Raw genomic sequence first — 17,912 nt, 5'->3', positions numbered from 1 at the left:
GGCGTTTGACCCTCGGTCCCGTCTCGCGCACGGGCGTGCCAACCGGTTGGGGTAGTCGGGCGTCTGGGGTGTAGTCGGCTTGGTGGAGGGGTTGGATGAGGGTGTCGCTGCTTGGGGGATGGTTTCCGGTGGTGCTGGATGTCATTGCGGCCGGGGTGCTGGTGGTGGCCGTGGGGTGGCGGGATCGGTGGTGGCGGTCGCGGGCGGTGCCGATGGTTGCCGGCGGGGCGGTGTTGCTGACGCTGATTGCGGCGTACCCGGGGGCCAAGGTGGTGGGGCTGACCGATCCGTTGCCGTTCTCGGTGTGGTTGTGGTTCGGGGCGGCGATGGCAGGGTTGATCGTCCTGGCTGCGGGGTGGCGGAGTGCGCGGTGGTGGCGACGGGGTACGGCGGCTGTCGCGGTGGGGCTCGCGGCTCTGGTGTGCGCCAACCAGATCAACCAGTTCGTTGGGTACTACCCGACGATCGACTCCGCGGTGAACGACTGGACCGACACACCGCTGCCGGGCCAGGTGTCGATGTCGGGGCTCGCTCATACAGCCGGTACGACGAAGATGCCGCCGGCGGGACGGCTGGTCGCGGTGAACATCCCGGCGACGTACAGCCACTTCAAGCATCGGCAGGAGCTGGTGTACCTGCCGCCGATCTGGTTCCACGGTGACCACCGGCCGGCGTTGCCTGTCGTCGAGTTGATCGGCGGCGAGCGGGGCGGTCCGGGTGACTGGGTGCGGCTCGGTGGCGCCGTACAGGTGTCTGATGCGTATGCGCACCGGCATCACGGGTACGCGCCGATCCTGGTTTTCGTGGACGCGACGCAGCGGTTCGACAACGACACCGAGTGCGTGAACGGTCCGCGCGGGAACTCCGCGGACCACCTCGACCGGGACATCCCGCACTTCGTCGAGAAAGAGTTCGGCGCCTCCCAGAACCCGCGGCAGTGGGCGGTCGCCGGGTTCTCGATGGGCGGCACCTGCTCCCTCGACCTCGTGGTCGAGCACCCGGACGTCTTCGACCACTTCATCGACATCTCCGGCGACCTCGCGCCGTACACCAGCACCCCTGCCGCGAGCCTGCACGACCTCTACGGCGGCAACGTCGCGCTCGAGAAGGCGAACGAGGCGCTCCTGGTGATGCGCGCCCACGGTCGCTATACCAACGTCAACGGGCTGTTCCTCACCAGCACCCAGGAACTCCGCCACCAGCACGAGTCCGAGGAGCTCTCCAAGGCCGCGGCCAAGGTGGGCATCTGGTCCCGGGTCGAGATCTCCCCCGGCACCCACGTGTGGCAGTTCGCCGCTCCGGCGTTCGCCACGGCCTATCCTTGGCTGGCCAACCAGCTCGCGCTCCCGGCCGGCCCGCATCACGAAACGAGGCACACGAAACCGGCGTGATCCCTACACTCCGACGGCTCGCCACCGGTCTGATCCTGATCGTCCTCATCACCGCACTCGGCGGTGGTGAGACTGTCCGCGAGGTCGACCCGCCACAGCCCGGTGAGGTCAGTGTGGTGGCACTCGGCGACTCGGTGACGTCTGGTTCGAACTGCAACTGTTCGGCCTTCCCGCAGATGTACGGCGACCTGCTCCACGCTCGCACCGGGGTACCGGTGACCGTGGACAACCTCGGCGTCGGCGGGCTCGACTCCACCGGCCTGCTGCAGCAGCTCGACCAGAGCAACTCCCCCGCCGAGCAGGCCACTACGTCGGCGAACGTCGTACTGCTCACCATCGGCGCGAACGACTTCGGCGACCACCACGACGACGTCACGAGCGGGCAGTGCACCGGCGACTGTGTCGCCGACGAGTTCGAGCAGCTCGACGTCAACCTCGCCCGGATCCTCAACCGCATCCACGTCCTGCGTGACAACCTCCCGACCACGATCCTGATGACCGGCTACTGGAACGTCTTCGAAGACGGCGACGTGGCCAAGCGCCAGTACCCGGCGAGCGGCCGGATCGCCAGCGACCAGCTCACCGTCCGGACCAACACCGCGATCGCGGCCGCGGCTCGCGCCGACGACGCGACGTACGTCGACATCTACACAGCGTTCGAGGACAACGCCGCCGACATCACCACCCTGCTGGCGCCCGACGGTGACCATCCGAACGCGGCCGGCCACGCCCTGATCGCCCGGATCCTCCTCGCCGCAACGCCCAACCATTTGACGGCGTCCCCACGTCAGGGAGGGTAGATCGACGAGGGGAACCAGATGAGCTTCGCGGAGTTCGCGACCAGCCGGCACGGCGCGCTCTATCGGTACGCGTACCTGCTGGCCGGCGACCGTGGTCTGGCCGAGGATCTGGTCCAGGAAGCGCTGGTCAAGACGTACGTCGGCTGGCACCGCCTCCGCGATCCGAGCAACGCCGAGGCCTACACGCGCCGAGTCATCACCACGACCGCGATCGGCTGGTGGCGCCGCAAGTCCTGGCGGGCCGAGCTGCCGAACGGCGACGTACCCGACCGGCCGGTGAATCCCGACGACGTGACCGCCCGGGTCTGGCTGTGGCAAGAGCTGCAGAAACTCCCGCCGAGACAACGGGCAGCGCTGGTACTTCGGTACTACGAGGACCTCACCGAACCGCAGACCGCCGAAGTCCTCGGCTGCAGCGTCGGGACGGTCAAGAGCCAGGTCTCGGACGCACTCAAGAAGCTTCGCACCCGACTGGGCGCCGACGTCGTACTGAAGGCAGGAATGACGGAATGAACGACCTCCTCCGAGACACCCTCGCCGAACGCGCCGACGGTGCCGAACCGCCGCCCCTCGACCTTGACGCAATCGTTGCGGCCGGCAACCGTCAGATCTCCCGCCGGCGCGCCCTCACCGTCCTCGGCGGCGCAGTCGCGACCGCAGCAGTCGCCGTCGGCACAGCCACCGTGATCCGTCCTCACAACACACAGCCACAGCCGGCCCGTCCGATCCCGTTCGCGCAACGCCGTCCGACCTTCGCGCTCGGCAACAACATCCACTACGGCGACGACGTCATCTCGGTGGCGCCGTACAAGATCAACGCCTTCGTCCAGACCGATGCGGGCTTCGTCTTCCTTGACTCAGGCAACAAGATCCACATCGTCGACCGCGATGGGGTCCGCGGGCTCGGCAAGGGCGCGTGGACCCTGACAGCCGATCACCGCGGCAGCCTGGTCGCCTGGGCGGAAGGCTTCAACGACCACTACGAGTCGGTGGTGTACGACGTCGCCGCGGACCGCGAACTCGTGCGAACCCCGGTCGGCAACAAGATCCCGCCGAACGTCAGCCTCGCGTACGGTCCGGAGATCGTCGCGATCGACGGCACCGACGCGTACTTCGGGACCCTCGACGGCTTGTATCGCTGGGACATCACCACGAACAAGGGCGAGCTGATCGCCGACGTGTCACCGGTCGCGGTCCGGACCGTGGTAGCCGGGCAGATCGTGTACCAACTGCCGCTCAGCCAGCCGTTGACCGGTACAAGTCTGGCCATCGCGAAGACCGTGTCCGCGACCGCACCCGCCAGGTTCACCGGTCAGCAGGCATTCCTCTCGCCCGGAGCGAAGTACCTCGTGACCGAGCCGGACGACGCACGGCCGGGCATCCAGCCGCTGTGGGCCGATCTGCTGATGTACGACACGACGACCGCCCGGCTCACGCGATTCCCGAGGGCGTACGAAAGCATGTTCTTCGGTCAGTGGCTCGACGACGAGACCTTCGTCGCCGCGGGCGCACGGCCGTCGGCCGAGGTGGATCTGCTCGCCGTCACCCCCCGGACCGGCGCCGTCAAGGTCGCCGTACCGGGGTTCTCCAAGCTCACGTTCAGTACGACGGCGCCGCGTATCCCGCCGTTCGCCCTGCCGACCGGCAAACCGATCTACGACCTGTACTGATCAGGCCTTCGCTGCGGCTGTCGCGGTCGCTTCCTGCTCCGGCGTCGCGTTCTCCGGGAAGTGGCAGGCGGTCTGGTGACCCGGGGCCAGCTGGATCAACGGCGGCTCGACGGTCTTGCAGATGTCCTGCGCCTTCCAGCAGCGAGTGTGGAAGCGGCACGCCGGCGGCGGGTTGATCGGGCTGGGTACGTCGCCCTGCAACCGGATCCGCTCCTGCTTGCCCTTCCGCTTGGTGTCCGGGACCGGGACGGCCGAGAGCAGCGCGGTCGTGTATGGGTGCATCGGGTTCTCGTACAAGTCGACCCGATCCGCCAGCTCGACGATCTTGCCGAGGTACATGACCGCGACCCGGTCCGACACATGCCGTACGACGGACAGGTCGTGAGCGATCATCACGTATGTCAGGTCGAACTCTTCCTGCAGGTCCTCGAGCAGGTTCACCACCTGGGCCTGGATCGACACGTCCAGTGCGGACACCGGCTCGTCGGCGACGATCAGCTTCGGCCGCAGTGCGAGCGTACGGGCGATGCCGATCCGCTGCCGCTGACCGCCGGAGAACTCGTGCGGGTACCGGTTGTAGTGCTCGGGGCTCAGACCGACGAGCTCGAGCAGCTCCTGCACGGCCCGCTTCACGCCGTGCTCGGTCTTCACGTTCTGCAGCCTGAACGGCGCACCGACGATCTTGCCGACCGTGTGCCGCGGGTTCAGCGAACCGTACGGGTCCTGGAAGATCATCTGTACGTCGCGGCGCAGCGGACGCATCTGGCCTTCGCGGAGATGGCTGATGTCGCGGCCCTCGAACACGATCGTGCCGGCCGTCGGCTCGAGCAACCGGGTCAGCAGCCGGCCCGTGGTGGTCTTGCCGCAGCCGGACTCCCCCACCAGCGACAACGTCTCGCCCTGGGTCACGTCGAAGGTCAGGCCGTCGACCGCCTGGACGGCGCCGACCTGCCGCTGCAGCACGCCCTTGCGGATCGGGAAGTGCTTCACCAGACCGTCGACCGAGAGCAGCACCTCGCTGGACTTCTGGACGGCGGGAGTGGGTTCAGTAGTGGTCACAGTCCGCGTCCTTACAGCTTCGGCTTGATGTCGTTCTCCCACGCCTGCCGGCGATTCTGCGGGGAGAGGTGGCAGGCGACCATGTGGCCGTTGCCGGTGTCGAGCAGCTCCGGCCGGTCGGTCTCGCTGGCGCCGCCGTTCAGGTGCGCGTAGTTGCAGCGCGGGTTGAAAGCGCAGCCCTTCGGCACGTTGATCAGGCTCGGCGGCGTGCCCTTGATCGGGATCAGCCGCTCGGTGCGCTCCCGGTCGATCCGCGGCATCGAACCGAGCAGACCCCAGGTGTACGGGTGCTGCGGCCGGTCGAAGATGTCCTCGGCGGTGCTGTACTCGACCGCGCGGCCGGCGTACATCACCTGGATGTCGTCGGCCAGCTCGGCGACCACGCCGAGGTCGTGGGTGATGATGATGACGGCGGAGTTGAACTCGCGCTGCAGGTCCCGGATCAGGTCCAGGATCTGCGCCTGCACGGTGACGTCGAGGGCCGTGGTCGGCTCGTCGGCGATCAACAGGTCCGGGTCACACGACAGCGCCATCGCGATCATCGCGCGCTGCCGCATCCCGCCGGAGAACTGGTGCGGGTACGCGTCCACCCGCCGGTCGGGCTGCGGGATGCCGACCCGGTCGAGCATCTCGATCGCGTGCTTGCGCGCGACCTGCTTGCTGACCTGGTTGTGCACCCGGTACGCCTCGATGATCTGCGCACCGACGGTGTAGTACGGGTGCATCGCAGACAGCGGGTCCTGGAAGATCATCGCCATCCGCTTGCCGCGGAGCAGCCGGACCTCCTCCCGCGTGGACGCGACCAGGTCCTGCCCGTCGAGGAAGATCTGGCCGCTGATCTGCGCGACACCCGGCGGATGCAGGCCCATGATCGACAGGCTCGTCACGCTCTTGCCCGAACCCGACTCGCCCACGATGCCGAGGGTCTTGCCGCGTTCCAGCTGGAACGAGATGCCGTCGACGGACTTCACGACGCCGTCGTCGGTCGGGAATGCCACCTTGAGGTCGCGGACGTCGAGGAACGCCTCGCCCCGCTCGATCCGCTGCGGCTCGGGCACGGAATCCTGAGTTTCTTCGGTCACGAGATCCGCACTCTCGGGTCGACGACGGCGTACAGGAGGTCAACGACCAGGTTCGCCACCACGATGAAGAAGGCGGCGATCAGGGTCACGCCGAGCACCTTCGGCAGGTCGTTGGCCTGCAGCGCGATGACGGCGTACTGCCCGAGGCCGGGCAGCGAGAAGGTGGTCTCGGTGAGGATCGCGCCACCGAGCAACAGTCCGAGGTCGAGACCGAAGATCGTCAGGATCGGCGTCAGCGCGGCCCGCAGGCCATGACGCAGTACGACGTCCCGCTCGGTCAGGCCCTTGGCCCGGGCGGTTCGGACGAAGTCCTCGTTCATCGTCTCGAGCATGCCCGCTCGAGTGAGTCGCGCGTACGCCGCGGCGTACAGGAACGCGAGCGTGACCCACGGCAGGATCAGGTCGTACGCCCACCAGATCGGATTCGTCTCATCTAATGGGTTTGTGCCGCCCTGCTGAGTCCAGCCGAGCCCGTAACTGAAGATCGACAAGGACAGCAGGCCGGTGAAGAAGATTGGCAGCGAGACACCTGCCAACGCCACCGACATCAGTGATCGGTCCAAGACCGACCCGCGTTTCAGTGCCGAGACGATACCGGTCCCGACGCCGGTGATGAGCCAGATGAAAGCGGCACCGCCGGCCAGCGAGGCGGTGACGGGTATTCGGGCGACCAGATCCGGCCAGACCGGGGTCTGGGTCAGGAACGAGTAGCCGAAGCACGGCGCCGGGCAGTGCTCGGTGGTCGGACCGTAGTTGTAGTCCGAGCCGACGACCAGGCCCTTCACGAAGCGGCCGTACTGGACGTAGAGCGGATCGGTGAAGCCGAGCCTCTCCGCGGTCTGGTGGATCTGTTCCTTGCCCACGCTCTTGCCGACGTAGCGCGAGGCCAGGTCGTCGGCGGTCGCGCCGCCGAGCTTGGGAACGAGGAAGAAGATCGAGAACGTCACGGCCGTGACGATGAAGAGCAGGATCACTGCTCCGATCACCCGGCGGACCAGATATGCGAGCACCGTACGCGGCGTGGTGGCCGGTGATCATCGCTGATCACCGGCCACCCTCAGCCTTCACCTACCTCTGCTGGCGAAATGATGGTTGGTCAGGGCAACCACTTGGGGCAGTACGGCTACTTCTGCGCAAGCCCGATCGCGGCGTAGTCGTACATGTTCTGACCGTCGTTGCTGAACACGTTGGCCAGGGTGTCCGGCCGGTACAGCAGCCCCTTGGCCCAGATGCCCGGCAGTGCCCCGGCCTGCTCCATGACCTTCTTGTCGACGTCGACCCACAGCTTGTTGCGGGCGGTCTCGTCGGTGGTGGTCATCGCCTGGTCGATCAGCTTGTCGACCTCGGGGATCCGGATTCCGAGGTTGGTGTTACCACCGGTGTCGCGGATGACGCGGCTGTCGACGATCTGGCTCAGGAAGCCGAAGCCGTCGTTCCAGTCAGCACCCCAGCTGTAGACGATCAGGCCGAGCTTGTTCGCCTTCGCGAAGTCCGGCTTGCCGGCGTACAGCTTGGTGTAGTCACCGGTCGGGTAGGGCTTGGTGGTGAGGATGATGCCGGCCTTCTTCAGCGACTGCTGCAGGGTCTCGGCGACCGCCTTCTCCTTGGCCCGGTCGGCCCGGTAGGCGATGTTCATCGCGAAGCCGTTCGGCTGACCGCACTGCTTGAGCTCGTCCTTGGCCTTCGTGACGTTGCCGTTCTTGTCGGTCAGGAAGCCGTAGTCGTCGAAGCTCACCGCACCGGTGACACCCGGCGGCATCAGGTTCGTCGCGATGTCGCCACCGATCGGACCGCCGTACGCGCGCTGGTAGCCCTCGTGGTCGGCGGCGTACAGAACCGCCTTGCGGCAGTGCAGGTTGTCCAGCGGCGCGACCTGGCTGTTCAGCACGGTGAAGTTGAGCCGCGGCGCCGGCACGTTGTCGGCGTGCGCCTTCAGCTTCGGGTCGGCCAGGATCTTCGCCTGGGTCTCCGGCTGTACGCCGGTACCGGCGATGTCGACGTCGAGGTCGCCGGCCAGCAGCCGGTTGTCGATGTCGGTGCCCTCGACGTTGAACGCGACGGTGATCTTGTCCGGCAGCGCCTTACGGCCCGAGTCCGGGTCGGTGGCCGGGTCGTACTTGTCGTTGCGGACCAGGCTGATCCCGGTGTTCGCGTTGTAGCTCTCGAACTTGTACGGGCCGGTCGAGATCGGGTGTTCCTTGTACTTCGCGCCGGTGTCCTTCGCCTTCGGCACCGGGGCCGTCGACGGCAGCTGCGCGAAGTAGTCGAAGCTCGCGAACGGCTTGGCCAGGTGGAACACGATGGTGTTCGCGTCCGGGGTGGTGATCGCCTTGGCGACACCGGCCAGCGTCGGGTCCTTGTAGACGCTGTAGCCCTTCGGGATGTCCAGCAGGAAGTCGTTGAAGTACGTCGGGCCGTTCGGCAGCGTCGTCTTGTCGAGCGAACGCGCGACGGCGTACTTGACGTCGGCCGAGGTGACCTCGGTGCCGTCCTCGAACTTCACGCCCTTGCGGATCTTGTAGGTCCAGGTCTTGGCGCCGTCACTCGGCACACCCGGGGCCTCGGCGAGGTCCGGCACCGGCTTGGCACCCTCGGCGCCCGGCTTCGCTGCGAACGTCATCAGCGGCCGGACGTAGTTGCGGACCAGGTTCCAGGACAGGCCGTAGTAGGTGTCACCCGGGTCGGTCGAGTCCCAGTTCTGGGTGATCGCCATCCGCAGCGTGCCACCCTTCTTGTCGCTCGGGTTGAACACCTTGCCGACTGCCGCGTTGAACTCCGGCGTGGCCGCGCCCCCGCTGCTGCTGGAGCCCCCGGGCGATGCCTTCGGTCCCCCACAAGCCACCAGGCTCAAGGCGACGGCCGCACTGACGGCGGTCGCCGTCGTGATGCGATTCCATCTCATCTCTTGTTGCACCCCTTTTTTTGTGAGAGCCAGGCTCCCTGGTTGGAGAGAAGTCCTATCGCGACCGCGGGTCCAGCGCGTCGCGCAGTCCGTCGCCGAACAGGTTGAAGGCCAGCACCGTGACGAAGATCGACAAGCCGGGCGGAACCATGTACATCGGGTCGACCTGGTACCACTTCGCCGCGATCGACAGCATGTCGCCCCAGCTGGCCGTCGGCGGGCGGACACCCACACCGAGGTACGACAGGCCGGCCTCGAAGAGCACGTTGGTCGGGATCAGCAGCGTCGCGTAGACCAGGATCGGGGCGATCAGATTCGGCAGCAGTTCGGTGAACAGGATGTACGGACGCCGCGCACCCAGGCTCCGGGCCGCGTCGACGAACTCGCGCTCACGCAGCGACAGTGTCTGACCACGGATGATCCGGCCGATGTACGGCCAGCTGAAGAAGCCGATGATGAAGACGATCAGCGCGACCCGCAGCGCGTCGCCCTGCAGCCCGAGGATCGAGTCCGGTACGGCGCCGACCAGGGCCAGCGCGAACAGGATCAGCGGGAAGGCCAGGAAGATGTCCATCAACCGGCTGATCAGGGTGTCGATCCAGCCGCCGAAGTACCCGGCGATGATGCCGAGGACGACGCCGATGACCACCGAGAGCAGGGTCGCCAGGAACGCGATCAGCAGCGAGATCCGGGCGCCGTAGACGATCCGGGCGAAGATGTCGCGGCCGTTCACCGGCTCGACGCCGAACGGGTGGTCCCAGCTGATCCCGCCGAGCTTCCCGGTCGGGGTCTGCAGCGAGGCGTCGACCAGGTCCTGGTGGAAGTCGTTCGGCGTGACGCCGACGAGCTTGGTCAGCAGCGGCGCGAAGATCGCGACCAGGATCAGGAAGACCAGGAAGATGCCGCCGGCGATCGCGACCTTGTCGCGCTTCAGCCGCATCCAGGAGATCTGCCAGAGCGAACGGCCCTCGATCTTGCCCGCGCCCGCAAGGATCGCCTCAGGCTCGGCTGACGATGATCCGGGCTCGACCTCGAGTGGCGCGCTCACGCGATGGGTTCCCCTGCCTCGTTCGGATGAACCGGGACGAAATCCGGTATGGCTGCCGCCTTAACCTGCCGCCATTACAGCCCGGAGTCAAACGCGGAAAGTGCTGCGTTGCCCGATCGTGATCGGGCGGAAATCGTCCCGTATCGTGGACATTCCGCAGTAAACCACGGGGTCGCACCCAGGGTCGCCGGAGCCTCGCGAACCGTTACTGCCATGGCATCTTTGTGTCAAGGCTGCAATCAGGGGCGTAAGCCGGACAGATAGAGGAAAGACAGCGGGTCGATCGCGGCCTTCACGTTCTGTACATCCTTGCCCGCGACCACCGCGACCCGGCCCTGCCAGCTCGGGATCACCGGCACCTCGGTGGCGATCACACTCTGTAGCTGACCGATCAGGTCGTCGCGCTTCAGACCGTTCTGCTCGGTCCGCTCCTGCTGCAGCAACTTGGTCGCCGCGGCCGACCGGTAGCCGTTCTGGAACGGTACGTCGGTGACGAACGGCGCGAGGTAGTCGTCGGCGTCCGGGTACTCCGGAATCCACCCGGCCTGATAGAGGTCGTACGCCCCGGCCTTCGTCGCCTGCTGGTACTGCGGCCACTCCGCACTGCGCAAGGTCACCCGGAACAACCCGGACGCCTCCAGCTGCCGCTTCAGCTCGAGTACTTCGGCCTTCGCGCCGGCGCCGTACTGGGTCGGCGTCCATCCGACCGTCAGCGGGACCGGCGCGGTGAGGTTCGCCTCTTTGAGGATCGCCAGCGCCGCCGCCTTGCTCGGCTGCTTGTACGCCGTCTTGAACGCGTCGACCTGACCGCCGAACCCGCTCGGCACGACGGAGTACAGCGGCGACACGTGGTCGCCGTACGCCTTCTTCGCGATCGCCGGCCGGTCGATCAGCTGCGCCACCGCCCGCCGTACTGCGGGCTTGCGGGCGAGCAGCGACTTCATCTGGAAGGCGAAGAACCGGACCTCCGCGGAGTTGGTCTCGACGACCTGCACCTGGTCGGACTTGCGCAGATTGTCGAGCAGGCTCGGACCGAATCCGTGGAACGCGAGGTCCGCCTTGCCGGTGGTGACGGCTTGGTAGAGGGCGGTCGAGTCCTTCATCACACTGATCGTCACGCCGTCGTTCTGCGCTGCCCGCGGACCGCGGTACCCGGCGAACTTGGCAAGCGTGACCTCCTGGCCCGGCTTGTAAGCCGCCAACTGGTAAGGGCCGCTCCCGATCGCCTTCGTCTCGAGCAGCTTGTTCGCCGGGTACGACTGCTCGTCGACGATCGACGAAGCGGTCGTGGTCAGCAGGTACGGCAGTCGGGCGTCGGGGGCGGTCAGGTTGAAGACCGCGGTCAGCGGGTCCGGCGTACTCACGGACTTCACCGACGAGAACAGCGAGGCCGCTCCCCCGGGCGTCTTCAACCGGACCATCCGGTCGAAGCTGAACTTGACGTCCGACGCGGTCAGCTCGTGCCCGTTCGGGAAGGTCAGGTGCTCTTTCAGGCTGCAGGTGTACGTCGTCGGCGAGTCGAACTGGCAGTCCGCCGCGTCCGGGACCGGGGTCGGCTTGTCCGGCAGGATCGTCAGCAGCGTCTGGAAGAGGTTCGCCTGGACGGTGCGCGAGCCGACGTCGTACGGGCCGGCCGGGTCGAGCGAGGAGACCGAGTCCGTGGTCGCGAGCCGCAACAGCAGCAGCTTCGGCGACGGCTGACCCGGATGCGGCGCACTGTCGTCCGGCTGACCGCAGGCCGCCAGTGACGCACCCAGCGCACCGACAGCCGCTGCCGCCGACAATCGGCGCACCCACTCGCTCACCGTCTCACCCTTCCCCAACCCGTGACCCCAGCTCACTACTTCAACAACGCCCCCGAGGGCACCAAGTGACGGTAGCTCCTCAACGGAGCAAGGCGCGCAGGGACTCCGGGGTCAGCGGCTCGAGCGACTTGACCACGAGTCGGCGCGGCGCGTCCGGGATGGTCACCCACTGCGGTACGGCGACGACGTACATGCCGGCCGCTGTGCCGGCTTGGGTCCCGGTCATCGAGTCCTCGATCACCACGCAGCCGGCCGGGTCGACGCCGAGTTTGGCGGCTGCGGTCAGGTACGGCTCCGGGTTCGGCTTGCCCAGCGTCACCTCGTCACCGGCGACGATCACATCGAACGGATCCGGCGGCAGATGGCCGAGGACGGCGTCGATCATCACCCGGTACGACGCCGAGACCAGCGCGCACGGCACGTCTTCTTTACGGAGCGCCTGCAGCAACTCGAGGGCGCCCGGCTGGAAGGTGACCTCGGTACGGAGCGCCCCGACCACCTCGGAGAACATCCGCTCGGCCAGCTCGTCCGCGGTGATCACGCCGGCCGGGATCCGCGCCATCCAGACCTGGACGGCGTCCCGCAGGTCGCTCCCGATCAGGCTCATGCAGTCCTCGAGCGTCCAGGTCGCGCCGAGGTCGGCCAGCAGCGCGAGCTGCACCTCCGCCCAGACCTTCTCGGAGTCGACCAACGTCCCGTCCATGTCCCACAGCACCGCTTGCAGGGCCGGCAACTACTGCTCCTCTGTGTCGTCTGCACCGATCAAGTCGTCTCCATTGTCTCTGGTCACACCAGGTCCGGACATTTCGGGTCTCACCGACACGTTCCGCTGGAGGTGAAACCCGGCACGCCGTCGTACCGAAGCACGTAGGCTGGCAGTCCGGTTTCCGGCACTGTGCTGGATGGCTACGAGACGACAGGGGGCCTGCGAGTGGTTGACCTCGCGAACCTGAGGGACCCGGTCGTGATCGCCGCGTTCGAGGGCTGGAACGACGCGGCCGAGGCGGCCACCGGAGCAGTCGACCACCTCGTCGACGAGTGGGAGGCGGAGCTCGTCACGGCGATCGACCCCGAGGACTACTACGACTTCCAGGTGAACCGCCCCCAGGTCGGCCTCGACGAGGAGGGCGTACGGCGGCTGTCCTGGCCGACCACCCGGGTCTACGTGGCCCGGCCTGAGGACACCGGCCGGGACATCCTGCTGATCCGCGGGATCGAGCCGAACATGCGCTGGCGGGCGTTCTCCCGCGAGCTGCTGGAGATCGTCGACGAGTCCAACGCCCAGATCGTCGTCGTCCTCGGCGCGCTGCTCGCGGACTCGCCCCACACCCGCCCGATCCCGGTCTCCGCGACCTCGTCTGACCCGGAGCTGACCGCGTCCTGGAGCCTCGAGCCGTCGACGTACGAAGGCCCGACCGGCATCACCGGTGTCTTCGCCGACCTGTGCACCACGCTCGGCATCCCGTCGGTCTCGATCTGGTCCGCAATCCCGCACTACATCGCCGGTACGCCGTGCCCGAAGGCGTCGCTGGCCTTGCTCGGCAAGATCGAGGCGCTACTGGATCTCGCCATTCCCGAGGGCGAGCTGCCCGAGCTGGCCCGGGCTTGGCAGCGCGGCGCGGACGAGCTCAGCGAAGAGGATCCTGAGGTCGCCGAGTACGTCCAGTCGCTCGAGGAGCAGCGCGACACCACCGACCTGCCCGAAGCGACCGGCGAGGCGATAGCGGCCGAGTTCGAGCGCTACCTCAGGCGGCGTAACAAGAACCACCCCAGCGACTAAGCGGGCAGCTCGCGGGTCGCGGTGGTGATCACGTCGTCGAGTACGGCGCGAGACGTGGTGAGGTCGCCGATCATCCGGTCGATCCGGTCCCGTTCGGCGGTGAGCTCGGTGACGAGTTCCGGCGTGGCCCGCTCGTTCGGGCCGCCGTCCGGGTCGCGCATGCACGGCAGCAGTTCCGCGATCTTCTTGCTGTGCAGGCCGGCGGCGAACAGTTCCTGGATCAGGATGACCCGGTCGACGGCGCGTTCGGCGTACTCACGCTGGCCACCGGCAGTCCGGTCGGACACGAGTAGTCCCTGCACCTCGTAGTACCGCAGCGACCGCTCGCTTACGCCGGTCCGCCGCGCCAGCTCGCCGATTCGCACGCCGACCTCCGGACTTGAACCTGACACTGATGTCAGACTTTACCGTCCAGGTATGACGCTCTACGACTACAGCCCACTCCCCGAACGACCCCGCCTCGACTGGCCCGACGGCAAGCGAGTCGCCTTCTATGTCGGCCTCAATCTCGAGCATTTCCTGCCCGATCAGCCGTCGACCAGCATCTGGCCGCTCGACCTCGCGCCCGACCCGCTGAACCACGGCTGGCGTGAGTACGGCGCCCGCGTCGGCGTCTGGCGCACCGTCGACATCCTCGATCGGCACGGGATTCGCGCCAGCGCGCTGGTGAACTCGATGGTTGCCGAGCACAACCCGCAGATCATCAAGGCCGGCGTCGAACGCGACTGGGCCTGGCTCGCCCACGGCCAGACCAACTCGACCCTCCACACCGGCTACGAGCCCGACGAGGAACGGCGCATCCTCGCCGACATCACCACGACCATCGAGACCGCCACCGGTCAGCGCCCGAAGGGCTGGATGGGGCCGGCCCTCACCGAGACGCACCACACGCCAGAATTGCTGGCCGAGCTCGGCTACTCGTACGTCCTCGACTGGACCAACGACGACCAGCCGTACCGCTTGAACGTCCCCGGCATGCTCAGCGTCCCGTACACTGTCGAGCTCAACGACCTCGGCCTCTTCCTCCGCGGCCTGACCGGACCCGACTTCCTGCAGATGGTGAAGGACCAGTACGACGTACTGCGGGATGAGGGCGGCCGGGTCATGGCGCTCGCACTGCATCCGTTCGTGATCGGGCAGGCGTTCCGGGCGAAGTACCTGGACCTCGCGCTGGCGTACGTTGCCGCGCAGCCGGACGTCTGGCTGACCACCAGCGACGCCATCGCCGATCACTATTCGGCTCAGTAACTTCACGGGGTGTGGCGCGTTGTTACTTGCGGGTTTATATTCGTCCGGTCAACGGCGGGCAAACGGGGAGCGGGGACATGCGCAACGAGCGGGGAGGCAGCTCGATTCCTGCGCTGGCCGTGCTCGTGCTGCTCGGCATCGTCGCCGCGGTCGGCATCTGGGGCGGTAAGAAACACGAGACCGTCGACCTCAGCACACTGACGGCATCGACGACCGCGACCACGATCGCGACCGCTCCGCTCGACACCCAGCCGTTCTCCGGGACCACCGGTCTGGTCGTCCACCCGCGTGCCGAGGCGGCTCTCTACAGCGCCCCGGACGCGGACGCGTTCGGCAAGATCGGCACCAGCCAGTTCGGGCCGACCTGGCTGCCGGTGGTCGAGCAGACCGACGGCTGGGTCCGGGTCTTGCTGCCCTCCAAGCCGAACCGGTCCACCGGGTGGCTCCAGGACGAGGACCTCGACCGGGCCTCCTCGTCGTACCTGATCCGGGTGCACACCAGCTCGCGGACGATCGAGCTGTTCCTGAACGGCAAGAGCCTCGGCAGCTGGAAGGCCGGGGTCGGCGCGCAGAAGACGCCGACGCCGCCCGGACGGACGTTCCTGCTCGGCTCGATCATCGACCACAAGCGCTCGGCGTCGCCGATCGTGCTCCCGTTGGGTGCGCACAGTCCCACTCTGGACACGTTCGGTGGCGGACCTGGTACGGTCGCGATCCACGGCTGGCCGAATCCGCACGTGTTCGGAGCCGCGATCAGCGCCGGCTGCGTCCGGGTGCCGAAGACCGCGCTCGCCCATCTGCAGAAGGTCCCGCTCGGGACGCTCGTCCTGATCGACAGCAAATAAGGAGATTCCGTATGCGACGACAGTTGACTCCGACCGTGCTGACGGCTGCGGCCGTCGCGGGGGTCGTGACGTTCAGCCTGGTCGCCAGTGCTCCCGTCGGGAACGCGGCGGCCCGCCCGTCCTCGGCGTACGCCGTGAGCGCGGAAGGCCAGGTGCCGATCCCGAAGACGCCGCTGGCCGAGTCTCTCGACGGCAAGCGGCAGACGACGTCCGCGCTGGAGCTCCCGAAGAACCCGCTGCTCTCGGTCCGGGCCGGTACGGCGACCGCCGGCAACGACTCGGCCTCGGTCGAGCTGTTCGACATCGTGGTCGGCCCCGACATCCTCAGCCAGGTGCAGATCCCGCCGGAGCTGAAGCAGCAGTGCGCGAGCCTTCCGGCGACCGGCGCGAACGACCTGCCGATCCCGGACATCGCGCTGCCCGACCTCGGCCTGCCGCTACCGAAGCTGAGCACCAAGGACCTGCCGGTCAAGAACCTCCCCGACCTGTGCAACCTGCTGCTCAACCCGCCGAAGTCGCTGCTCGCCATCGACTCCCTGAACGTCTACTGCTCGGGTGATTCCGGCGGTGTCGACCTCGGCTCGGTGACGCTGCTCGGTCAGACTTTGAAGCTGCCGAGCACCAAGCAGGGCGCATCCCTGCCGTCCAACCCGCTGGCGGCGATCAGCGTCAACAGCCAGGGCAAGCACTCGGACGGCTCGTTCACGATCACCGGCCTGAGCATCAACCTCGGCGGCGGCGCAGAGGTCATCAACCTGGCATCGGCCACCTGCGCCAAGCCGGCCGCGAAGCCGAAGCCCAAGCCGACCCCGCACCCGGACAACCCGGCGCCGCCGCAGCTCGACACCCCGCCGGCCGCGCCGGTCCCGACCCCGATCAAGACCCACCAGGCCGTCACCGGCTGACGAATCATGAAGAGTGGGGAGGATCTTGTGCCCGATCCGGCACAAGATCCTCCCCACTCGCTTGTCTAGAGCTTCACACCGAGCAAGGCGTCGACGGCCTGCGCGACCAGCGCAGGCGCTTCGTGGTCGTCGCCTTCACCCTCGGCCCATGCATCGACTGCAGCCAGCGCACCCGCGCTGTCGAGATCGTTCGTGAGAGCAGCGCGTACGGCGTCCACCGCAGACGCACCATCCGGCCCCGAACCACGCCCGATCGCGCCCCGCCATACATCCAGCCGCGCCTGCGCGTCGGTCAGATCCGAATCCATCCAGAACCAGTCGGTGCGGTAGTGATGCATCAGCAGCGCAAGCCGGATCGCCATCGGATCCACGCCCGCCAGCCGCTCCTTCGACACCAGCACCAGGTTGCCCTTGGACTTCGACATCTTCTCGCCGTCGAGACCAACCATCGCCTGGTGCACGTACGCCCGCGCGAACGGGTGCTCCCCCGTCACGACCTGCGCGCCGCTCGCCGACATCTCGTGGTGCGGGAAGATCAGGTCCGAGCCACCACCCTGGACGTCGAACGTCATCCCGAGGTACTTCAGCGCGATCGCCGAGCACTCCACATGCCAACCCGGTCGGCCGCGACCAAGCTCCGAGTCCCAGGCCGGCTCCCCCGGCCGCTCGTGCCGCCACAGCAGGCTGTCCAGCGGATCCCGCTTGCCCTCGCGATCCGGGTCACCGCCGCGCTCCGCGAACAGCTCCAGCATGGTGTCGCGATCGAACCCGGACACGGCGCCGAACTCAGGGTCCGACTTCACCGCGAAGTACAGATCTCCGTCGACCGAGTAGACCGCGCCGGCTCGCCGTAGGTCCTCGACCGCGTTGGCGACCAGGTCGATCGACTCGACCACGCCGATGTAGTGCTGCGGCGGGATCACCCGCAAGGAGGTCATGTCGTCGCGGAACAGCTGGATCTCCTGGGCTGCCAGATCGGTCCACTCGACCCCGGTCGCGGTCGCCCGCTCGAGCAGCGGGTCGTCGACGTCGGTGATGTTCTGCGTGTAGTGGACGTCGTACCCCGCGTCCCGCCAGAGGCGGTTGACCAGGTCGAACGTGACGTACGTCGCCGCGTGGCCCATGTGCGTCGCGTCGTACGGCGTGATGCCGCACACGTACATCCGGGCGGTGCCGCCACCAGTCGACACAGGCGGCGGGACCTCGACCAGACCGCGGGAGGCGGTGTCGTAGAGGCGGAGCCGCCGGGCCGGCCCGGGTACGACCGGGATGTCTGGTTTCGTCCACGCCTGCATGTGTCGGAGCTTATGCCAGTCCGATTTTCAATGACGCGACACGGTTCCAATCCGTGGTCCCGAAACCGGCTGGACCCCGTCT

The 17,912-nt window shown here is 67.5% G+C and carries 17 protein-coding genes; 8 read left to right on the top strand and 9 right to left on the bottom strand.

Annotated features, from left to right (window positions below; translation table 11 throughout):
• Positions 1–95: 95 nt before the first annotated feature.
• From EV650_RS41385 to EV650_RS04965, 4 genes are read left to right on the top strand one after another with little or no spacing between them, the layout of a single operon-like run.
• Positions 96–1,391, top strand: coding sequence for an alpha/beta hydrolase (locus EV650_RS41385; RefSeq protein ID WP_134115791.1), 1,296 nt, complete (start codon positions 96–98; stop codon positions 1,389–1,391).
• Positions 1,388–2,191, top strand: coding sequence for an SGNH/GDSL hydrolase family protein (locus tag EV650_RS40285; protein ID WP_166678032.1), 804 nt, complete (start codon positions 1,388–1,390; stop codon positions 2,189–2,191). Before EV650_RS41385 ends, EV650_RS40285 begins: the two co-directional genes overlap by 4 nt.
• Positions 2,192–2,209: 18 nt before the next feature.
• Positions 2,210–2,704 carry a SigE family RNA polymerase sigma factor gene (locus EV650_RS04970; protein WP_134115787.1) on the top strand — a complete coding sequence of 165 codons (495 nt, stop codon included), beginning with the start codon at positions 2,210–2,212 and terminating at the stop codon, positions 2,702–2,704.
• Complete coding sequence (locus EV650_RS04965; RefSeq protein WP_134115785.1) at positions 2,701–3,861, top strand: hypothetical protein; 1,161 nt, start codon at positions 2,701–2,703, stop codon at positions 3,859–3,861. The genes EV650_RS04970 and EV650_RS04965 overlap by 4 nt, the downstream gene beginning before the upstream one ends.
• Here the strand turns inward: EV650_RS04965 and EV650_RS04960 are convergent, their stop codons facing one another.
• The 7 genes from EV650_RS04960 to EV650_RS04930 all read right to left on the bottom strand — a co-directional run bounded on the left by EV650_RS04960 (position 3,862) and on the right by EV650_RS04930 (position 12,490).
• On the bottom strand, positions 3,862–4,920 hold the full coding sequence (locus EV650_RS04960) for an ABC transporter ATP-binding protein (protein ID WP_134115783.1): 1,059 nt from the start codon (positions 4,918–4,920) through the stop codon (positions 3,862–3,864).
• Positions 4,921–4,931: 11 nt separating this feature from the next.
• On the bottom strand, positions 4,932–6,002 hold the full coding sequence (locus tag EV650_RS04955) for an ABC transporter ATP-binding protein (protein WP_134115781.1): 1,071 nt from the start codon (positions 6,000–6,002) through the stop codon (positions 4,932–4,934).
• The gene (locus tag EV650_RS04950) at positions 5,999–7,012 is read right to left on the bottom strand and encodes an ABC transporter permease (protein ID WP_134115780.1); all 1,014 of its coding nucleotides are present in this window, start codon (positions 7,010–7,012) and stop codon (positions 5,999–6,001) included. Before EV650_RS04950 ends, EV650_RS04955 begins: the two co-directional genes overlap by 4 nt.
• 113 nt (positions 7,013–7,125) lie before the next feature.
• Complete coding sequence (locus tag EV650_RS04945; RefSeq protein ID WP_134115778.1) at positions 7,126–8,904, bottom strand: ABC transporter substrate-binding protein; 1,779 nt, start codon at positions 8,902–8,904, stop codon at positions 7,126–7,128.
• A 55-nt stretch (positions 8,905–8,959) separates the two neighbouring features.
• Positions 8,960–9,952, bottom strand: coding sequence for an ABC transporter permease (locus EV650_RS04940; protein WP_134115776.1), 993 nt, complete (start codon positions 9,950–9,952; stop codon positions 8,960–8,962).
• A 239-nt stretch (positions 9,953–10,191) separates the two neighbouring features.
• Positions 10,192–11,757, bottom strand: coding sequence for an ABC transporter substrate-binding protein (locus EV650_RS04935; protein ID WP_134115774.1), 1,566 nt, complete (start codon positions 11,755–11,757; stop codon positions 10,192–10,194).
• Between the two features lie 79 nt (positions 11,758–11,836).
• Positions 11,837–12,490 (bottom strand): HAD family hydrolase, encoded by a 654-nt coding sequence (locus EV650_RS04930; RefSeq protein WP_238174019.1) that lies wholly within the window; start codon positions 12,488–12,490, stop codon positions 11,837–11,839.
• 198 nt (positions 12,491–12,688) lie between these two features.
• Between EV650_RS04930 and EV650_RS04925 the strand changes: the two genes are divergently transcribed.
• Entirely contained in the window at positions 12,689–13,537 is an 849-nt protein-coding gene (locus EV650_RS04925; protein ID WP_134115772.1) for a PAC2 family protein, read from the top strand.
• Here EV650_RS04925 and EV650_RS04920 read toward each other — a convergent pair.
• The gene (locus tag EV650_RS04920; protein WP_134115770.1) at positions 13,534–13,902 is read right to left on the bottom strand and encodes a MerR family transcriptional regulator; all 369 of its coding nucleotides are present in this window, start codon (positions 13,900–13,902) and stop codon (positions 13,534–13,536) included. The two genes, EV650_RS04925 and EV650_RS04920, sit on opposite strands and share 4 nt — an antisense overlap.
• A 52-nt stretch (positions 13,903–13,954) precedes the next feature.
• Between EV650_RS04920 and EV650_RS04915 the strand changes: the two genes are divergently transcribed.
• The 3 genes from EV650_RS04915 (at position 13,955) to EV650_RS04905 (ending at position 16,535) form a co-directional block, all read left to right on the top strand.
• Positions 13,955–14,785, top strand: a complete 831-nt coding sequence (locus EV650_RS04915; RefSeq protein WP_134115768.1) for a polysaccharide deacetylase family protein — start codon at positions 13,955–13,957, stop codon at positions 14,783–14,785.
• Positions 14,786–14,862: 77 nt separating this feature from the next.
• Positions 14,863–15,630: a L,D-transpeptidase gene (locus tag EV650_RS04910; protein WP_134115766.1), complete on the top strand. Its 768-nt coding sequence runs from the start codon at positions 14,863–14,865 to the stop codon at positions 15,628–15,630.
• A gap of 11 nt (positions 15,631–15,641) precedes the next feature.
• On the top strand, positions 15,642–16,535 hold the full coding sequence (locus EV650_RS04905) for a hypothetical protein (RefSeq protein ID WP_134115765.1): 894 nt from the start codon (positions 15,642–15,644) through the stop codon (positions 16,533–16,535).
• 65 nt (positions 16,536–16,600) lie between these two features.
• Here EV650_RS04905 and mshC read toward each other — a convergent pair whose 3' ends face one another.
• The gene (gene mshC / locus EV650_RS04900; RefSeq protein WP_134115763.1) at positions 16,601–17,830 is read right to left on the bottom strand and encodes a cysteine--1-D-myo-inosityl 2-amino-2-deoxy-alpha-D-glucopyranoside ligase; all 1,230 of its coding nucleotides are present in this window, start codon (positions 17,828–17,830) and stop codon (positions 16,601–16,603) included.
• Positions 17,831–17,912: the final 82 nt, after the last annotated feature.

The organism is Kribbella kalugense (assembly GCF_004365875.1).
Classification (GTDB): domain Bacteria; phylum Actinomycetota; class Actinomycetes; order Propionibacteriales; family Kribbellaceae; genus Kribbella; species Kribbella kalugense.
Note: the sequence above shows the minus strand (reverse complement) of the source record. Positions and strands in the feature narration are given on the sequence as shown.

Coding starts and splice junctions, on each gene's coding strand:
- EV650_RS41385 (WP_134115791.1), top strand. CDS start 96: ATGAGGGTGTCGCTGCTTGGGGGATGGTTTCCGGTGGTGCTGGATGTC.
- EV650_RS04970 (WP_134115787.1), top strand. CDS start 2,210: ATGAGCTTCGCGGAGTTCGCGACCAGCCGGCACGGCGCGCTCTATCGG.
- EV650_RS04965 (WP_134115785.1), top strand. CDS start 2,701: ATGAACGACCTCCTCCGAGACACCCTCGCCGAACGCGCCGACGGTGCC.
- EV650_RS04945 (WP_134115778.1), bottom strand. CDS start 8,904: ATGAGATGGAATCGCATCACGACGGCGACCGCCGTCAGTGCGGCCGTC.
- EV650_RS04915 (WP_134115768.1), top strand. CDS start 13,955: ATGACGCTCTACGACTACAGCCCACTCCCCGAACGACCCCGCCTCGAC.
- EV650_RS04910 (WP_134115766.1), top strand. CDS start 14,863: ATGCGCAACGAGCGGGGAGGCAGCTCGATTCCTGCGCTGGCCGTGCTC.
- EV650_RS04905 (WP_134115765.1), top strand. CDS start 15,642: ATGCGACGACAGTTGACTCCGACCGTGCTGACGGCTGCGGCCGTCGCG.
- mshC (WP_134115763.1), bottom strand. CDS start 17,830: ATGCAGGCGTGGACGAAACCAGACATCCCGGTCGTACCCGGGCCGGCC.